The following is a 15,898-nucleotide window of genomic DNA, read 5'->3' on the forward strand; positions in this document are numbered from 1 at the left end:
TTATGTTTTTAGGTAACTCTTTATCAAACCACTTTGTTGCTTTGTACTGGGTACTTTAAAGTCGAAGTATTTCTGCAAAGGAATATCAAATCCTTTGTAATTTAAATAATTATTTAAGGCAGTATTTAATCCTTGGCTATATAAGTGGTGCTTTGCTCCTTTTAGATCTTCATGGTACAAATCATTCTCAGCAAAGCCCTCAAATTTTGGTCCTGTAATCTTAATCTGAAATTCTTCAGGGTTTTTACCCACAGGACTATGACTAGTGCAAGCAAACTGATGCCAAAAAGCGGATTGGATACAATTGTGTTGAAATAATTGTCTAACAACCTCTAAAGAATCAATTGTTTCTTGTTCTGTTTCTGTAGGAAAACCAAACATTAAATACGCATGTACCATAATATTTTCATCAGAAAAAGCTTTGGTTACTCTCGCTACTTGTGCTATATCTACCCCCTTTTTCATTTTAGCCAATAATCTATCTGAAGCAACTTCTAAACCACCGGTTACAGCAATACATCCTGATTTTGACAATAAAGAACAAAGCTCAGCTGTAAAAGTTTTTTCAAATCTAATGTTGATCCACCAGGTAATATACACCTCTCTTTCAATTAAGGTATTTGCTAAAGCTCTTAGCATTTTAGGTGGAGCAGCTTCATCAACAAAATGAAAACCAGTAATACCTGTTTCTGATATTATTTTTTCAATTTTATTAACCAAATCGGTCGCTGTAGTATTTTCGTAGTTACCAATATAGTCCAAAGTAACATCACAGAAAGAACATTGTTTCCAGTAGCATCCCCGAGAAATTGTTAATTTATTCCATTTTCCATCAGACCACATTCTGTGCATCGGATTCATAACATCTAAAAAAGATAAATATTTATTTGTTGGAAGTCCAGCATAACTCGGAGCTGGTAAATTTTTGTGATGGAATATAGTATTCGGTATTTTATTAGCGTACACAACTTTATTATTTCTTAGGATATAAGTTCTTTCAAGTAAATCTTCCGCTATTTTACCCGCTAAAAATTCGGTTATTTTTAATAAAGGTCCTTCTCCATCATCTAAAGAAATAAAATCAACAAAATTAAAAATTCGGGGGTCAGATAATCGTCTTAACTCGGTATTACAGTATCCACCTCCCATGGCTATTTTAAGTCCTGGGTATTGTTTTTTTATAAATTGAGCGCATCGTAAAGCCGAAAATAAATTCCCTGGAAAAGGAACTGTAAAACAAACTAAATCATAGGTGTATTGTTGTAATTTTTCATCTAACAAATACAACATTTCATCCTCTATTAAAGTAGTTTCGTATTGCAAATAGCTATCAATAGTATCAAAACTAGAGGCTGTTCTTGCTATTTGTTCGGCATAGCGTGTAAAGGAAAAAAATTCATCCACATTCGCATTAATAAAATCTCCTAATTCTTCAACAAACAAGGTCGCTATATGCTTGGCTTTATCTAAAATTCCTAATTTGCCAAACTCAGTGGTTAAATCGTTATCTAATTTAATACGCCTATGACCATGAGGCAAGTAATCTTTATGCACTATTTGATAAGCAGCGGTAACTTCTTGTGCTCGTAAATAATTCATTACAGAGTCTACTTTATTTATATACTGTTGCTTTTGCTGATACACCAAAGGAAAGTCTTTATTACCCAACATATCTGCTTGTTTAAAAATAGCATGTATAAACTCTTTGGTAAAGACTGCTGTAAAAAGCTCGATACTTAAATCCATTTGCGTTGCTTTTACCTGCTTAGACTCTAAAAACCCTTTGATATATGCAGTTGCTGGATAAGCCGTATTAAACTGTGTAAAAGGTGGAGTTATTAAAAGAGTATGGATAGACATATGTAATAAATAGACAGCAAATATACTCTTAAGACAGTAACTTTTTTGCTGAATTAATAAAACTCTTTAAATTTTCATTGCTTTTTATGTAACATATAGAAAGCTAGTTATCAAAGTGTCATTAGTGAAAATTAAAATAATTTAAGTTCTCCTAATCGTAAAAATGAAGAAATTATCTTGAAGAAGTTTATTTTTTTAACAAGTTTAATTTCTATCAACCTTTATAGAACAACCAATTGCTCTAGTTTCTGTCTTTTCAACTTTATCGCCAGTTAGTAAGGAATCCACAGCATTTTCAACATACTTTTCTGTTACTGCATCAGGGTTTCGAGAGCTGTTATCAATAGCGCCAATATATTCAACTTTCATATTCTTTTTGTTCACAATATAAACATGTGGTGTTTTTGATGCTCCAAATTTTGGATATACTTTTTGACCAGCATCAAACAAATATGGAAACGTAAATCCTTTTTCTGCTGCTCTAACTTTCATGTCATCAAAACTATCTCCTTTAGAAGCCTTCGGGTCATTAGGGTTTATGGCAATAATAGGATATCCTTTTGATTTATATTTTGCATCCAAAGCTATAATTCTATCTTCATTCGCTACTGAATAAGGACACATATTACACGTAAAAATGATAATAAATCCTTTTGCCTCTTTATAATCAGACAAAGAAACCATGGTATCATCAATATTTTTCAAAGTAAAATCTTCGATGATATCTCCTATTCTATAACCTTTTTCAGTTTTTAAAGTAAAGGAAACTGCTGAAAAAGTAACAACTGCTATCAATAATACTATTTTAATTGTTTTCATAATATGCTAATTAATAAAAGTTTGTAACTCTTTTTCTAATGTTTCATAATCAAAGGAATGCTCATAAAACTTACGTTTATTTTTATTGTAAATCAATGTTGCAGGGATAGCCCCACTCCAATTTTCATCAATCGCTTTAATCCAAACATCTTCATTAATATCATCTAATAAAACTACTTTGGAATTTAATTTACGCTTATTAATAAAAGGTATTAATTTCTTTTCAACTTGTTTCGGAAAATCTAAACTCACCAACAAAACTTCTACATTTTTATCATCATACTCTTTTTTTATTTTTTCGAAATAGGGTAACTCTTTTACACAAGGTGCACACCAAGTTGCCCAAAAATTAACAATATAAGTCTTACCATCATTCTTCTCTAATAATGGTTTTAACTCACTATAAGTATATGTTTTAACGGATGATACTTGAAGGTTTTTTTCTTTAGAAGTTTCTTTAACAACCTCTTTTTTGCAAGAAATAAATCCTAAAGAAATCAATAATATAACGAGTAATTTTTTAATCATTTTATAAAAATACCTATTTTAAATTTTAATAGAAGATAATTATTTGATTGTTAACAAAAAAACCTCAAAAAACGAGTTTATGAGGTTTTCGAATTATCTTTTACAGCTCGTTAATCAAAAATATCATTCAACACTTTTGCCAAACGAATTCCACCTTTTTGTAATTGCGTTCTTACGGTTCCAAAATGATTGTAAGAATATCTGTAGCGTAAATTCTCTCCTTTTTTCACTGAATTATAAACTTCATTTGTTACTTCATGTACTTCATTGACCCAATCAATAACGGTTCCTTTTTCTATAGATTCTTTTTGTCTTTTTGACAAATCATCTGCGTTATCAGCCAATTCAATATAACTCATCTCCCAATCATCGATCATGTTTGTGTCCCAAACTCTGTGTAAATTTGTTCCTCTTCCAAACCACTCCACTTGTATGTTATTTCCTCCTTTATCTTCTTTTCTTCCAATATGCATTGGTTGATGTAAATCTCCAATCAAATGAACTAACATTTTTAAATGAAACACTTTCTCTTCTTCAGAACTCATTTTATTTTTTAAAACCCCTATGCAGGCATCAATTCCTGTAACTAAATCTCCTTTTGAATTTTTCTCTGCTTCTTCATAATTCTGATTCAAATTCATATTTACGTAATGCCAAGAATAATACTTATTATACTTCTTGTCTGATTTTATCTCATCTGCATAGGTGGAAACAAATGCTAAACTTTGTCCTTTCAATAATTTATCTATACTTCTTTTAGCTTTTCTAGTAAGATGTTTTTCTGCTATTTTACCCGTTACTCTATGTCCATTTTTTCCCCAAAAAACTGCTTCATCAGAAGAATTTTTCATAAAAAAAAGAAAAGGAATTAATACTAATAACTTAATTTTCATTTGAATCGTTTGAATTTAATTTACAGCTAAAGTATAAAAATAATTACTGAATTATTTGTTAAATTAGAAAAAATAACCATACATTTGTGATATCAAATTAATATCAATATAAATTTATTCTTATGAAAGTGGAAAAAATAATTAAACCAGCAAATGGTTATTTAATGTTATTAGTCGTTCTATTATTGTTTTTTGGAGGCATAGTTTTAGTTATTATGCAAGAAAATTCAATGTATTTAATACCTACATTGTTTGGTTTTATAGGCTTTTTTGGATTTATTTTAGTAAATCCAAATACATCTAAGGTTATTTTACTTTTTGGTAAATATGTTGGAACGATAAAAGAAAATGGTTTGTATTGGGCAAATCCTTTTTTTACAAAAAAGAAAATATCCTTAAGAGCTAGTAATTTTGATAGTGAGCGTTTGAAAGTAAATGACAAACTTGGGAATCCTATAATGATTTCTACAATCCTAGTTTGGAGGGTTACTGATACCTATAAAGCTGCTTTTGATGTTGATAACTACGAAAACTTTGTACGTGTTCAAACAGATGCAGCAGTTAGAAAGTTAGCTAGCATGTATCCTTATGATAATTTTGCAGATGAAGGTTCTGATGAAGATATCACATTACGTTCTAGTGTAAATGAAGTTTCTGAAGCTTTAGAGAAAGAAATAGACGAACGTTTATCAATAGCAGGAATTGAAGTTTTAGAGGCTAGAATTGGTTATTTAGCCTATGCACAAGAAATTGCCAGCGCTATGTTAAAAAGACAACAAGCAACAGCAATTGTAGCTGCTAGACATAAAATTGTTCAAGGTGCTGTAGAAATGGTAGAAATGGCTTTAAATGAATTAAATCAAAAGAAGATTGTTGAATTAGACGATGAACGAAAAGCAGCAATGGTTAGTAATTTATTGGTTATTTTATGTGGTGATAAAGAGGCTTCTCCAGTAGTTAATACCGGAACTTTAAATCATTAATATCAAACAAAGTAAGTAACACGAATTTAAAATGAAAGAATATAAAGTTATACAACCTAAGTTAGGATTGAGAAATAGATTTGAAAAAATGGAGGACTTATTAAATCAACATGCAAGAGAAGGTTGGATTTTGAAGCATATGGGTGAACATTGGTCTAGTATTGTTTTAGAAAGAGATAAAAATAGATAATGAAAATTTTTAAAGAACAGCAACGTTTTACGCAAACTTGGTTAATAATACTTTTAGCCATGAGTATCATAGTCCCCATCGGAATTATGATACAAGAATATGCCAAAGAAAATAGTAAAATGACCACCAATGAATTTGTACTAACTTTAGTAGGAATATTAGTTTCTGTTTTGTGTATTTTCTTTTTTAAACTAACCACTAGAATTGATGAAAAAGGAATTCATTATCAATTTTTTCCATTTCATTTTTCTTTAAGAAGGATTAGTTGGTCAGAAATCAATTCTGTAAACGTTCGAAACTATGATCCCATAGGTGAATATGGAGGTTGGGGTCTAAAAGGTGGTTCTCTTTGGAATAAAGCTAAAGGAAAAGCCATCAATATTTCTGGTGATATTGGTATTCAATTAACACTAAAAAATGGTAAAAAATTATTGATAGGAACTCAGAAAGAATCTGAAGCAAAAAGAGTTCTAGACACATATAAAAATAAAATTATATGATACAAATTATCTGTTATTTAATGGATTCTATTTTTGGAATTGTAATCTCTTATCCTCAAGCAACTGTAAACATATAACATGGCAAAGAAAAAAGCTTTTGCATTACGCTTAAATGAAGATATGATGAAATCCATTGAAAAATGGGCTGCGGATGAATTTCGGTCTACAAATGGTCAAATTGAATGGATGCTCATGCAAGCATTAAAAGAAGCTAAAAGAGAACCTAAAAAAATTGAAGAATAATTTTTATATCTATTTATTTAAAGTTTTTCTAACCTTTCTTTTCTTTTGAAGAAAATATTAATTTAAACAAAAGCATACAATTAATATTGTTTAAATTGTATATCTCCATATTCTAAAACTATCATTTTTACACTTTATAATTTTTAAAAAAAGAGTAAAATAACATCCTCAGATAAAAAATTACATTTTGTTCTCTGCTTCATGCAAAATAATGTTGTTAGTTTTAGTCAATCCAATTTTTAAAATCCTTTACTCTCTCCCTACTCACAATAATTTCGCATTCAGTATACGAATGTAATATCAATTTTAAACGAGAATTGGAATATGCAATAATATCTTTTATTGCATTTATATGCACAATAAAAGTGCGATTGACTCTAAAAAAAAATTCTGGATCTAATTGTTCTTGCCAATGTTCTAGGGAACTATCCAATAGGTAATCTCTATTTACTTTTGTATGAATATAGGTTGATTTACTTTCACTGTAAAAACACTCTACTTCATCGATATGAATTATTTTTATATGTTGTCCAACTTTAATTGTCAATCTTTTTTTGAATTTACGATCAACCGGATTTATCAATAATTTACGAATGTCATCAATATTTACCTGAACATCTGTTTGTTTTGGTCGATTCTCTTTAAACTTATCTATGGCTACTTTTAACTCATCTTCATCTAAAGGTTTTAGTAAATAATCTATACTATTAAGTTTAAAAGCTTTTAAAGCATATTCATCATAAGCTGTTGTAAAAATAATGGCAGATTTCACTTCAATTTCTTCAAAAATCTCAAAAGACAAACCATCAGAAAGCTGAATGTCTAAAAATATTAAATCTGGATGTTCGTTGTTTTGCAACCAATTTAAAGACTCTTCTACAGAATGTAACATTTGCTGAACTTCTAAATCTAGTATTGCCAACATTCTATTTAGCCTTCTTGCTGCTGGCTTTTCATCTTCAATTATTAATACGTTCATTTTTAATAGCTTTTTATTATTTTGATACTCCTCTTCCCTCCTAGTTCGGTCTTAAATAGAGAACCTTTCTAACTTTTCAATTTTGTAACTAAATTTACTCTTTCATAAATTCTTTAATCTTTCTTTCTCCCCAATCTTTACCAAACAAGTTAAGATATCCAAAAGTTTTTAAACTATGAAATGCTAAGAATATTCCCCACACCAACCAAATAGGAATATGCGTAAAACCATCGCCATCAAATTGATTGCTTACTTTAAAATCTCCAACTATTTTAAAAGAGAAATTCCAAACAAACGCTAAAAACAAATTTACCAATATATACGTAACTACGTGTTTGTAGAATTTTTTAATTTCTTCTACTCTTAGTTTTGCTCTCAATAATTTTTTCTCACTTAAGTTTTCCATCGCTTTACATATTTTTATTACGTTGTTCTTCTTTGTCCATCAATTCTTTAATTTTCTTTTCTTCCCAATCACTTCCAAAACCTAAAGATTTAAAACCAAAAACGCCTAACCAGTGAAAAAACATTCCGATTCCCCAAAAAACCCATGTAGAATAAACTCCGAAGTTAGAAAGAGTATCTTCAAAACGATAGCCACTTTTCATTAATCCCCATATGATAATTCCACTAATAAAAATGTTTGTTAAAACATAAACAATTAAGTGAATATAAAATCCTTTTATAGCTTTCACTCTTTTTTTGGCTCTTATATAACTCGCTGCTTGTGTAAAATTATTGTCCATGATTTCTATTTTTTTTACTTTGTTCTTCCATGATTTCTTTAATCTTCTTTTCTTCCCAATCTTTTCCAAAACCTATTTTTCTAAATCCAAAAACAGCCATCCAGTGAAAGAAAATACCAACTCCCCAACCTAATAATGAAAACCAAAACCAATGAAAACCGGGCGAAAATAGTAAGTTTACTGCAATTATTATAGGCATTGTAACACAATATAAAGAGAAATGGATATAAAATCCTTTTATCTCTTTCACTCTCTTTTTTGCCTTAATATATGCTTGCTCTTGTGTAAAATCTTGCTCCATAATATTAATTATTCTCGTTCATAAATTCTTTAATTTTCTTTTCTTCCCAGTTTTTTCCGATTCCTAATAACCTAAGTCCAAAAACAGTTAACCAATGAATAAAAAGTCCAGAACCCCAACCAATAACAGAAAACCAAAACCAATGAAAATGAGGTTCAAATTTTAAATTCATAAAAATAATTACAGGGATAATTATACAGTAAACTGTTAAATGCGTATAAAATCCTTTAATGTCTTTTACTCTTTTCTGAGCTTTCAAATAACGCTGTTCTTGTGTAAAATCTAATTCCATAATTACCTTCTATGATCTTGTTCGTCCATGTATTTTTTAATCTTTTTTTCTTCCCAGTCTTTGCTCATAAACAGATTTAAACCAAAAGTATTTAATGCTTGAAAAGCGATTCCGATTCCCCAATACAACCAAATTTTATAATTATGATAATCAGAAAGAGCTTCTATAAAAGTATCTCCATCATTCATATCACCTGAAATAAAAATTGCCGTTAAAAAGATATTTACAACAATGTAACTCGCTAAATGTTTATAAAACTTACTAATTTTCTCTACTCTTTTACGAGCCAGAACATATTTCTGTTCTTTAGTGAATTCCTTTTCCATTATCTTGTTCTGTTTTGTTGATTCTCTTTATCCATCATTTCTTTAATCTTTTTGTCTTCCCAATTTTTTCCTAAGAAAATAGTGTAATTATTTACTTCTAAAAAGTGGAAAGTTAAGCCCATTCCCCATCCAAATATTGGAAACCAGAACCAGTGAAAACCTGGTGAAAAACGTAAATTGATAAAAATTAAAAAAGGAATTACTAAACAGTATGAAGCTAAATTCTGATAAAACTCTTTTAGTTTCTCTACTCTTTCTACTGCTTTTACATAGTTGCTATTTTCTAAATCTTCAGTGTACATACTATCGTTCATTTTATAAAGGAGCGGTAAACTCACCTTAAAAGTTTTGTTGTTATTTTCTATTTTCACTCCTTTTTGAGTGATTAATCCATATCTATCAGCAATATTTTGCAAACCAACTTTGGTGCTTTTTCCTATTGCTTCTTTAGGATTTACATTATTTTCTATAATTAAATAAGTGTCTTCTTCATAAATAGTAATCGTTAGTGGTTTAGAAGTAGAAACCACATTGTGTTTCACTGCATTCTCTAACAAAAGTTGTAATGATAAAGGCACAATTTTTAGCTCATTGTTACTTATAGAATCTGGAATATTAAATTGTACTGCATCTTCAAAACGCATTCCTAATAATTCCATATACGTTTTTGCAAACTTTAATTCTTCTTCAATTGGTACTAAATCTTTATTTCTTTGTTCTAAAACATATCGATATACTTTAGATAATTTTGTGGTAAATTTCTCTGCCTGATTTGGATTTTCACCAATTAAACTCGTTAACACATTTAAACTATTAAACAAAAAATGCGGATCTAATTGATTTTTTAAAGACTCGAATTTTGCTGTTTCAGTTTTTGCGACAATTTCTTGTTTTGTGCTTTCTTGACTAACAGATGCTTTCCAATTAATCATAAAACCACGTGCATGAAAAAAAGTAGCAACTCCTAAGGAAATAATAACAGTAAACATGTGTACATAAAGTAGAAAGCCAGTAAAAAAACTTTCCACCTTCAAGCCTTGTAAAACTATAAATTGTATATAATTAATTACTAATACTGCTATAATTGTATACACTACAGTTGAAACAACTCCCGCCCAAACTCTCTGATTTGTTTCTGCTATCCAACTCCACTTTTTATTAAGAAAATCGTTTATAAGAGCGTTTCCAAAACCGAGTCCAAAAGAATACAAGCAAGAAATCATAAAAATATAGGCGATTCCTTTTAAATTAAATTGCTGTTTAAAAACTACAAAAATCAGGGTAAAAATTAGTGCAATTTTTAAAGTAAGAAAAATACTTTTTTTTAGGTTTACGATAGAAAACGTTGTTATTTTTTTCATTTCTACTTTTATGCTTAAATTATTAAAATTTAATATCTAAAGATACATTTTTATCAACAACAACAAATTTTGCATCTTCAAATTTTGGAGGTCCAAAATTCATTACATTGTTAGATGATCCATAATCCTCTTTGGGCATTCCATTAGATTGAAAATCCATTTTATTATTATCATTTTTGTCGTGATAACAAATGATTGCATATTCTCCTGCTGAGATGTTTTCAAATACGGCAATACTTTTTCCGTCTAAAATTTTAGATTCTGACCCTTTAATTGGTTGCATTCTAAAATTAGTTTTGTTATATAGAGCAAATCCTACTTTTCCTGAATCCGAGGTTACATTTACAACTGTTGCTGTAATTGTGTGATTTTGTGCAGCTATTGTACTTGTAATTAATAATATTAGTGTTGTTAAAAAGGCTACGATAAGTTTCATAATTTTAAGTTTTAATTGTTTATTATGCTACAAATATGAAATAGATTTAAAGTTTATTAAATTAAAAAATACTGAGTTGTATTAATTTAAGGATGAACTGTATTATTCATTAAGAATAATATTAGATTTAATAAGATTTTACTTGAAATGTCAATTAAAGAATTGTCAAAAAGGGAATATTTAAGTATTATTTTAATGAATTTATAACTCAAAATCCAATTTTGTTTAAATTTCATAAAACTGATAAAAAAGCGATTCATTTTTAATGATTGCTTTCAAAAAACATATACATTAGCATCATGATTACTATTAGAAACAATAAATTATGTACTACAATAGCTCCCAGTTTGCGCCTGCGCAATCGTCGTCGCTAATATTTTTTATTAGCAATTAATCCTCTTATCACACTCTTATAGTTTTTAATTATTTATTTTTTTATCGTGAACCTTTCTTACAAAACATACTTACAAATTTTAGTTATTTTAAACGATAGCCAAATAAATTTTTGCCGCAGTTTCAAGTTTCGCCCTTTGGGGTAAAATTTATTTATGGAATTTAGGTGAGTCCAGTTCTACATTCAGAAAACAACAAACAACAAGTTTTATCAAATAAAAATACAATGCAATGGAAATTGTAATTGCTAATAAATCTCATATCGTTTACGCTGACATTATCTGTGATACTATTGCTGAAGCTGCAAAAGTTAGGGGAACGGGTATTGCAAAACGAAAACCAGCATACATTGCCACTAAGATGGAAAATGGTAATGCCGTAATTGCTTTAGATGATGGAAAATTTGCTGGATTCTGCTATATAGAAAAATGGGGACATGGGAAATTTGTTGCTAATTCAGGGTTAATTGTACATCCAAATTATAGAAATATAGGGTTAGCCAAACAAATTAAACAAGTTATTTTCAAGCACTCAAGAACTAAATTCCCAGAGGCAAAAGTATTTAGTATTACAACTGGGTTACCTGTTATGAAACTAAATAGCGATTTAGGTTATAAACCTGTTACTTTCTCTGAACTAACCGACGACCAAAGCTTTTGGGATGGTTGTCAGACTTGCAGAAACTTTGATGTTTTGACAAGAACAGATAGAAAAATGTGCTTGTGTACTGGTATGTTATTCGATCCAAAAAACAATAATAAAGAAGCCTCTGAAGAAGTGAAAGAAAGCGTTTTCAAAAAATTAAAAAATATTAAACAGAACTTGTTTCTAAAAAAAGATAAAAAATGAAAAAATTAGTAATTGCATATAGTGGCGGTTTAGACACCTCTTATTGTGCTGTAAGTTTATCAAAAAAATATGATGTTCATGCGGTAAGTGTTAATACTGGTGGATTTACAAAAGAAGAAATTAAACATATAGAAAATAACGCCTATAAAATGGGCGTTGCTACATATAAAAATATTGATGCAGTTGCTACTTTTTACAATAAAGTAGTAAAGTATTTAATTTTTGGAAATGTCTTAAAAAACAGTACCTATCCGCTCTCTGTAAGTGCAGAAAGAATTATACAAGCGATAGAAATTGTTGAGTACGCAAAAAGTATTGGAGCTGAATATATTGCACACGGAAGCACAGGTGCAGGAAATGATCAAGTACGTTTTGATATGATTTTTCAAACGTTGGCTCCAGGAATCAATATTATAACTCCAATTAGAGATAAAAAATTAACAAGACAAGAAGAAATAGATTATTTAAAATCCGAAGGAATTGATATGTCTTGGGAAAAATCAAAATACTCCGTTAATAAGGGCCTTTGGGGAACAAGTGTTGGAGGTGTAGAAACTTTAAATTCTGAAAAACCATTACCTAGTGAAGCGTATCCTTCTCAATTAGAAAAAGAAGTAGAACAAAAAGTTACACTAACTTTTAAAAAGGGCGAATTTATTGGTTTAAATGGAAAAGAAAATTTGCCAGAAATAAATATTGAAAAATTAAATGACATTGCTGCTTCATATGCCATTGGAAGAGATATTCATGTTGGTGATACCATAGTTGGTACGAAAGGAAGAGTTGGATTTGAAGCAGCAGCTGCTTTAATAACAATAAAGGCACATCACTTATTAGAGAAACATACCTTGACAAAATGGCAATTACAACATAAAGAATATTTAGCTAGTTTCTATGGAATGCATTTGCATGAAGGTCAATATTTAGATCCTGTAATGCGAGATACGGAAGCTTTTTTACAAAGTTCTCAAAAAATGGTTTCTGGTAATGTTGTGGTTTCTTTAAAACCGTATCATTTTTCTTTAGATGGAATTATTTCTGATCACGATTTAATGTCTAGTAAATTTAGCACGTATGGTGAAGAAAATAGAGCTTGGTCAGCAGACGATGCAAAAGGTTTTATTAAAATTTTAGGGAATCAGAATAAAATATATCAACAAGTAAATTCTTAAGGATGTTAGAAGTAGGAATTATAGGTGGTGCAGGTTATACCGCGGGGGAATTAATAAGATTGTTACTGAATCACCCTAAAACAAATATCAATTTTGTTTACAGCACTTCTAATGCTGGCAACAAATTGTATAAAGTGCATCAAGATTTAATTGGTTCGACTGAAATAAGTTTTACTAATAAAATTAATACAGAAATTGATGTATTATTTTTATGCTTGGGTCATGGCAATTCAACTACTTTTTTAGAAAACAACAGTTTTTTTGATCACATGAAAATTATTGATTTAAGTAATGATTTTAGACTATTCAAGGATAAAAATTTCGAAGAAAAAGAATTTGTCTATGGTTTACCAGAATTGCAAAGAGATGCTATAAAAGAAGCAAAATGTATTGCAAATCCTGGTTGTTTTGCAACTGCTTTACAATTGGCTATTCTACCACTGGCTGCAAAAGGATTACTGCAGAACGATATTCATATTAATGCCGTTACTGGTGCAACTGGAGCAGGAACTTCTTTGTCGACAACCACACATTTTACTTGGAGAGATAATAATTTTTCGCATTATAAAGCTTTTAATCATCAACATTTAGGAGAAATACAACAGACTGTAAATCAGTTACAGCCTAATTTTGATTCTGAAATAAACTTTATGCCAAATAGAGGAAACTTTTCAAGAGGAATTTTTGCCACCACTTACACAAAATTTAAAGGCAGTATAGCAGAAGCAAAAGAAATGTATCAAGTATTTTATAAAGATGCAGCATTTATATTTATTTCTGATACCGATATACATTTAAAACAAGTTGTAAACACAAATAAATGTTTAATCCATATAGCAAAACATGACAATAAATTACTAATAACAAGCGTAATAGACAATTTATTAAAAGGAGCCTCTGGCCAAGCAATTCAGAATATGAATTTAATGTACGGATTTGAAGAAACTTTAGGTTTAAATTTAAAAGCAAATTATTTTTAGTAGTAATTAGTTGCGTTAACGAGTGAAATGACATCCTTTTTGAGGAACGAAAAAAGATATAGTGTAAAGCGTGACCTGCAGGTAACGCCCAAAAAATAATAAAGTATGAAAGTAGCAATAATTGGAGCAGGAAGTTTAGGGCAATCGATTGCAAAAGGATTGTTGAAAAATAAAGTTGTAAGTTCTTTATATCTTACAAAAAGAAACACAGATTCTATAAAGGAATTTAATAGATACAAGGCAGTAACCTTAACTACTAATAATGAAGAAGCAGTTAAAAATTCTGATATTATAATATTTGCAGTACAACCAAGACATCTAAGAGATATTTTAGAAAATTTAAAATACAAACTCAGTAAAGAGCAAATACTAATTTCTGTGATTACCGGTTTTTCGTTAGGAAAAATTGAAAATGTAATTGGTGGAAAGCATTATATAATTCGTGCAATGCCAAATACAGCCGCATCTGTAGGACAATCTATGACATGCCTCTCTACAAATGCAAAAGGAAAGGAAAAAGTTGAATTAGCAAAGACTATTTTTAATAGCTTAGGACGTTCTATGGTAATTCCTGAAGATCAACTGCAAGCAGCAACAGTTATTTGTGCAAGCGGAATTGCTTTTTGGATGCGTTTAATTCGAGCGACAACCCAAGGGGCTATTCAATTAGGTTTCGAAGCGCACGAAGCACACGAATTAGCAATGCAAACTTGCTTTGGAGCTGCAACCCTATTAAAAGAATCTGGCAATCATCCCGAGGAAGAAATAGATAGGGTAACCACCCCTGGAGGATGCACCATTGAGGGATTAAATGAAATGGAACATCAAGGATTAAGCTCTTCTTTGATAAAAGGAATTAACGCTTCTTTTGAAAAAATAAACCAAATTAAAACAAATTAAAATGCCTTTATTTAATGTTTATCCTTTATATGATGTTACTCCAGTTTCAGCAAAAGGCATGTATGTATATGATGAAAATAATACTGCATATTTAGATTTGTATGGAGGTCATGCAGTAATTTCTATTGGGCATGGACATCCAAAATATGTAGAAGCAATTACAAATCAAGTTGCTAAATTAGGTTTTTATTCAAATGCAATTCAAAATCCATTACAAAAAGAATTAACTGACAAATTAGAAACTCTTTCTGGCTGTAAAGAGTACCAATTGTTTTTATGTAATTCAGGCGCAGAAGCGAATGAAAATGCCTTAAAACTAGCTTCTTTTAAAACAGGTAAATCCAGGGTAATCGCTTTTAAAAATGGTTTTCATGGTCGTACGTCTGCGGCTGTTGCTGCCACGGATAATACCAATATTATTGCGCCAATAAACGCACAACAAAAGGTTACAATATTAGAGCTAAATGATATTGAAAGAGTTCAAAGAGAACTCGAAAAGGGAGATGTTTGTGCTATAATTATAGAATTTATTCAGGGTGTTGGAGGATTAGATCAGGCCACTGCTAAATTTTTTGAAAAAGTCGATGTACTTTGTAAAGCGAACAATACCTTTTTTATTGCAGATGAAGTGCAGTCTGGATATGGCCGATCAGGAAAGTTTTTTGCATTTCAGCATTATAAGGTTACTCCAGATATTATTTCTATCGCAAAAGGAATGGGAAATGGTTTTCCTATTGGAGGAATTTTTATTCACCCCTCCATTGAAGCAAAGTTCGGAATGTTAGGCACTACTTTTGGCGGAAATCATTTAGCTTGTGTTGCAGGTTTATCGGTTTTAAACGTAATTGAAGAAGATAATTTAATGCACAATGTCAATGAAATATCTCAATACTTTATTAAAATTGCTAGAACAATTCCCCAGATAAAAAACATTAAAGGAAGAGGCTTAATGCTAGGTCTAGAATTCGATTATGAAGTAAGCGATTTAAGAAAAAAATTAATCTACGAGTATCAGATTTTTACAGGTGGAGCGGCAAATAAAAAACTATTAAGAATTTTACCCCCATTAAACGTGAAAAAAGAACATATAAATCAGTTTTTTAAAGCTTTGGTTAATGCTTTAGATTCCTAGAAAAAAATAAGAAAA

Annotated in this window: 21 protein-coding genes; 9 read left to right on the plus strand and 12 right to left on the minus strand. The window is 29.9% G+C overall.

Features of this window, described 5'->3' with window-relative positions:
• The 4 genes from ATE90_RS06540 to ATE90_RS06555 all read right to left on the minus strand — a co-directional run bounded on the left by ATE90_RS06540 (window position 1) and on the right by ATE90_RS06555 (window position 4,100).
• Window positions 1-1,860, minus strand: a complete 1,860-nt coding sequence (locus ATE90_RS06540) for a B12-binding domain-containing radical SAM protein (RefSeq protein ID WP_101451092.1) — start codon at window positions 1,858-1,860, stop codon at window positions 1-3.
• A gap of 204 nt (window positions 1,861-2,064) precedes the next feature.
• Window positions 2,065-2,679, minus strand: coding sequence for a thioredoxin family protein (locus tag ATE90_RS06545; protein ID WP_091953887.1), 615 nt, complete (start codon window positions 2,677-2,679; stop codon window positions 2,065-2,067).
• Window positions 2,680-2,685: 6 nt separating this feature from the next.
• Window positions 2,686-3,207, minus strand: coding sequence for a redoxin domain-containing protein (locus ATE90_RS06550; RefSeq protein ID WP_366132455.1), 522 nt, complete (start codon window positions 3,205-3,207; stop codon window positions 2,686-2,688).
• 110 nt (window positions 3,208-3,317) lie between these two features.
• Window positions 3,318-4,100: a S1/P1 nuclease gene (locus tag ATE90_RS06555; RefSeq protein WP_036786068.1), complete on the minus strand. Its 783-nt coding sequence runs from the start codon at window positions 4,098-4,100 to the stop codon at window positions 3,318-3,320.
• A 122-nt stretch (window positions 4,101-4,222) separates the two neighbouring features.
• On the opposite strand from ATE90_RS06555, the gene ATE90_RS06560 reads away from it, so the two are divergent.
• From ATE90_RS06560 to ATE90_RS06570, 4 genes are all read left to right on the plus strand, one after another.
• Window positions 4,223-5,083 (plus strand): SPFH domain-containing protein, encoded by an 861-nt coding sequence (locus tag ATE90_RS06560; protein WP_036786066.1) that lies wholly within the window; start codon window positions 4,223-4,225, stop codon window positions 5,081-5,083.
• Window positions 5,084-5,114: 31 nt separating this feature from the next.
• A complete protein-coding gene (locus tag ATE90_RS13475; protein WP_143741108.1) occupies window positions 5,115-5,273 on the plus strand; it encodes a DUF4177 domain-containing protein in 159 nt (52 codons plus the stop codon).
• Window positions 5,273-5,773, plus strand: a complete 501-nt coding sequence (locus ATE90_RS13540) for a hypothetical protein (protein ID WP_180335183.1) — start codon at window positions 5,273-5,275, stop codon at window positions 5,771-5,773. The genes ATE90_RS13475 and ATE90_RS13540 overlap by 1 nt, the downstream gene beginning before the upstream one ends.
• A gap of 78 nt (window positions 5,774-5,851) precedes the next feature.
• Complete coding sequence (locus tag ATE90_RS06570) at window positions 5,852-6,016, plus strand: Arc family DNA-binding protein (RefSeq protein ID WP_081958159.1); 165 nt, start codon at window positions 5,852-5,854, stop codon at window positions 6,014-6,016.
• 223 nt (window positions 6,017-6,239) lie between these two features.
• On the opposite strand, the gene ATE90_RS06575 is transcribed toward ATE90_RS06570, so the two are convergent.
• The 8 genes from ATE90_RS06575 to ATE90_RS06610 all read right to left on the minus strand — a co-directional run bounded on the left by ATE90_RS06575 (window position 6,240) and on the right by ATE90_RS06610 (window position 10,457).
• Window positions 6,240-6,995: a LytR/AlgR family response regulator transcription factor gene (locus ATE90_RS06575; RefSeq protein WP_036786064.1), complete on the minus strand. Its 756-nt coding sequence runs from the start codon at window positions 6,993-6,995 to the stop codon at window positions 6,240-6,242.
• A gap of 94 nt (window positions 6,996-7,089) precedes the next feature.
• Entirely contained in the window at window positions 7,090-7,401 is a 312-nt protein-coding gene (locus ATE90_RS06580; protein ID WP_036786061.1) for a 2TM domain-containing protein, read from the minus strand.
• 4 nt (window positions 7,402-7,405) lie between these two features.
• The gene (locus ATE90_RS06585) at window positions 7,406-7,741 is read right to left on the minus strand and encodes a 2TM domain-containing protein (RefSeq protein ID WP_036786059.1); all 336 of its coding nucleotides are present in this window, start codon (window positions 7,739-7,741) and stop codon (window positions 7,406-7,408) included.
• Entirely contained in the window at window positions 7,731-8,042 is a 312-nt protein-coding gene (locus tag ATE90_RS06590; protein ID WP_036786057.1) for a 2TM domain-containing protein, read from the minus strand. The genes ATE90_RS06585 and ATE90_RS06590 overlap by 11 nt, the downstream gene beginning before the upstream one ends.
• 4 nt (window positions 8,043-8,046) lie before the next feature.
• Window positions 8,047-8,334 carry a 2TM domain-containing protein gene (locus ATE90_RS06595; RefSeq protein ID WP_036786054.1) on the minus strand — a complete coding sequence of 96 codons (288 nt, stop codon included), beginning with the start codon at window positions 8,332-8,334 and terminating at the stop codon, window positions 8,047-8,049.
• Between the two features lie 2 nt (window positions 8,335-8,336).
• Window positions 8,337-8,660 (minus strand): 2TM domain-containing protein, encoded by a 324-nt coding sequence (locus ATE90_RS06600; protein ID WP_036786048.1) that lies wholly within the window; start codon window positions 8,658-8,660, stop codon window positions 8,337-8,339.
• A complete protein-coding gene (locus ATE90_RS06605; protein WP_052107543.1) occupies window positions 8,660-10,021 on the minus strand; it encodes a 2TM domain-containing protein in 1,362 nt (453 codons plus the stop codon). Before ATE90_RS06605 ends, ATE90_RS06600 begins: the two co-directional genes overlap by 1 nt.
• A gap of 22 nt (window positions 10,022-10,043) precedes the next feature.
• Window positions 10,044-10,457 carry a DUF2141 domain-containing protein gene (locus tag ATE90_RS06610; RefSeq protein ID WP_036786044.1) on the minus strand — a complete coding sequence of 138 codons (414 nt, stop codon included), beginning with the start codon at window positions 10,455-10,457 and terminating at the stop codon, window positions 10,044-10,046.
• A 624-nt stretch (window positions 10,458-11,081) separates the two neighbouring features.
• On the opposite strand from ATE90_RS06610, the gene ATE90_RS06615 reads away from it, so the two are divergent.
• The 5 genes from ATE90_RS06615 to ATE90_RS06635 all read left to right on the plus strand — a co-directional run bounded on the left by ATE90_RS06615 (window position 11,082) and on the right by ATE90_RS06635 (window position 15,883).
• Entirely contained in the window at window positions 11,082-11,699 is a 618-nt protein-coding gene (locus tag ATE90_RS06615; RefSeq protein ID WP_036786039.1) for a GNAT family N-acetyltransferase, read from the plus strand.
• Complete coding sequence (locus tag ATE90_RS06620; RefSeq protein WP_036786037.1) at window positions 11,696-12,871, plus strand: argininosuccinate synthase; 1,176 nt, start codon at window positions 11,696-11,698, stop codon at window positions 12,869-12,871. The genes ATE90_RS06615 and ATE90_RS06620 overlap by 4 nt, the downstream gene beginning before the upstream one ends.
• Before the next feature lie 2 nt (window positions 12,872-12,873).
• Window positions 12,874-13,851 carry an N-acetyl-gamma-glutamyl-phosphate reductase gene (gene argC, locus ATE90_RS06625; protein ID WP_036786029.1) on the plus strand — a complete coding sequence of 326 codons (978 nt, stop codon included), beginning with the start codon at window positions 12,874-12,876 and terminating at the stop codon, window positions 13,849-13,851.
• A gap of 105 nt (window positions 13,852-13,956) precedes the next feature.
• Window positions 13,957-14,751, plus strand: coding sequence for a pyrroline-5-carboxylate reductase (proC, locus tag ATE90_RS06630; protein ID WP_036786026.1), 795 nt, complete (start codon window positions 13,957-13,959; stop codon window positions 14,749-14,751).
• A 1-nt stretch (window position 14,752) separates the two neighbouring features.
• Window positions 14,753-15,883 carry an aspartate aminotransferase family protein gene (locus ATE90_RS06635; RefSeq protein WP_036786023.1) on the plus strand — a complete coding sequence of 377 codons (1,131 nt, stop codon included), beginning with the start codon at window positions 14,753-14,755 and terminating at the stop codon, window positions 15,881-15,883.
• Window positions 15,884-15,898: the final 15 nt, after the last annotated feature.

The organism is Polaribacter sp. Hel1_33_96, assembly GCF_002846595.1.
In the GTDB taxonomy this organism is placed as follows: Bacteria; Bacteroidota; Bacteroidia; order Flavobacteriales; family Flavobacteriaceae; genus Polaribacter.

Excerpts from the sequence above, each read along its gene's own strand:
- argC (WP_036786029.1), top strand. The coding sequence starts at position 12,874 with ATGTTAGAAGTAGGAATTATAGGTGGTGCAGGTTATACCGCGGGGGAA.
- ATE90_RS06540 (WP_101451092.1), bottom strand. The coding sequence starts at position 1,860 with ATGTCTATCCATACTCTTTTAATAACTCCACCTTTTACACAGTTTAAT.
- ATE90_RS06555 (WP_036786068.1), bottom strand. The coding sequence starts at position 4,100 with ATGAAAATTAAGTTATTAGTATTAATTCCTTTTCTTTTTTTTATGAAA.
- ATE90_RS06600 (WP_036786048.1), bottom strand. The coding sequence starts at position 8,660 with ATGGAAAAGGAATTCACTAAAGAACAGAAATATGTTCTGGCTCGTAAA.
- ATE90_RS06620 (WP_036786037.1), top strand. The coding sequence starts at position 11,696 with ATGAAAAAATTAGTAATTGCATATAGTGGCGGTTTAGACACCTCTTAT.
- ATE90_RS06560 (WP_036786066.1), top strand. The coding sequence starts at position 4,223 with ATGAAAGTGGAAAAAATAATTAAACCAGCAAATGGTTATTTAATGTTA.
- ATE90_RS06580 (WP_036786061.1), bottom strand. The coding sequence starts at position 7,401 with ATGGAAAACTTAAGTGAGAAAAAATTATTGAGAGCAAAACTAAGAGTA.
- ATE90_RS06570 (WP_081958159.1), top strand. The coding sequence starts at position 5,852 with ATGGCAAAGAAAAAAGCTTTTGCATTACGCTTAAATGAAGATATGATG.
- ATE90_RS06575 (WP_036786064.1), bottom strand. The coding sequence starts at position 6,995 with ATGAACGTATTAATAATTGAAGATGAAAAGCCAGCAGCAAGAAGGCTA.
- ATE90_RS06615 (WP_036786039.1), top strand. The coding sequence starts at position 11,082 with ATGGAAATTGTAATTGCTAATAAATCTCATATCGTTTACGCTGACATT.
- ATE90_RS06610 (WP_036786044.1), bottom strand. The coding sequence starts at position 10,457 with ATGAAACTTATCGTAGCCTTTTTAACAACACTAATATTATTAATTACA.
- ATE90_RS13475 (WP_143741108.1), top strand. The coding sequence starts at position 5,115 with ATGAAAGAATATAAAGTTATACAACCTAAGTTAGGATTGAGAAATAGA.
- ATE90_RS06545 (WP_091953887.1), bottom strand. The coding sequence starts at position 2,679 with ATGAAAACAATTAAAATAGTATTATTGATAGCAGTTGTTACTTTTTCA.
- ATE90_RS13540 (WP_180335183.1), top strand. The coding sequence starts at position 5,273 with ATGAAAATTTTTAAAGAACAGCAACGTTTTACGCAAACTTGGTTAATA.
- ATE90_RS06635 (WP_036786023.1), top strand. The coding sequence starts at position 14,753 with ATGCCTTTATTTAATGTTTATCCTTTATATGATGTTACTCCAGTTTCA.
- ATE90_RS06605 (WP_052107543.1), bottom strand. The coding sequence starts at position 10,021 with ATGAAAAAAATAACAACGTTTTCTATCGTAAACCTAAAAAAAAGTATT.
- ATE90_RS06590 (WP_036786057.1), bottom strand. The coding sequence starts at position 8,042 with ATGGAGCAAGATTTTACACAAGAGCAAGCATATATTAAGGCAAAAAAG.
- proC (WP_036786026.1), top strand. The coding sequence starts at position 13,957 with ATGAAAGTAGCAATAATTGGAGCAGGAAGTTTAGGGCAATCGATTGCA.
- ATE90_RS06595 (WP_036786054.1), bottom strand. The coding sequence starts at position 8,334 with ATGGAATTAGATTTTACACAAGAACAGCGTTATTTGAAAGCTCAGAAA.
- ATE90_RS06585 (WP_036786059.1), bottom strand. The coding sequence starts at position 7,741 with ATGGACAATAATTTTACACAAGCAGCGAGTTATATAAGAGCCAAAAAA.
- ATE90_RS06550 (WP_366132455.1), bottom strand. The coding sequence starts at position 3,207 with ATGATTAAAAAATTACTCGTTATATTATTGATTTCTTTAGGATTTATT.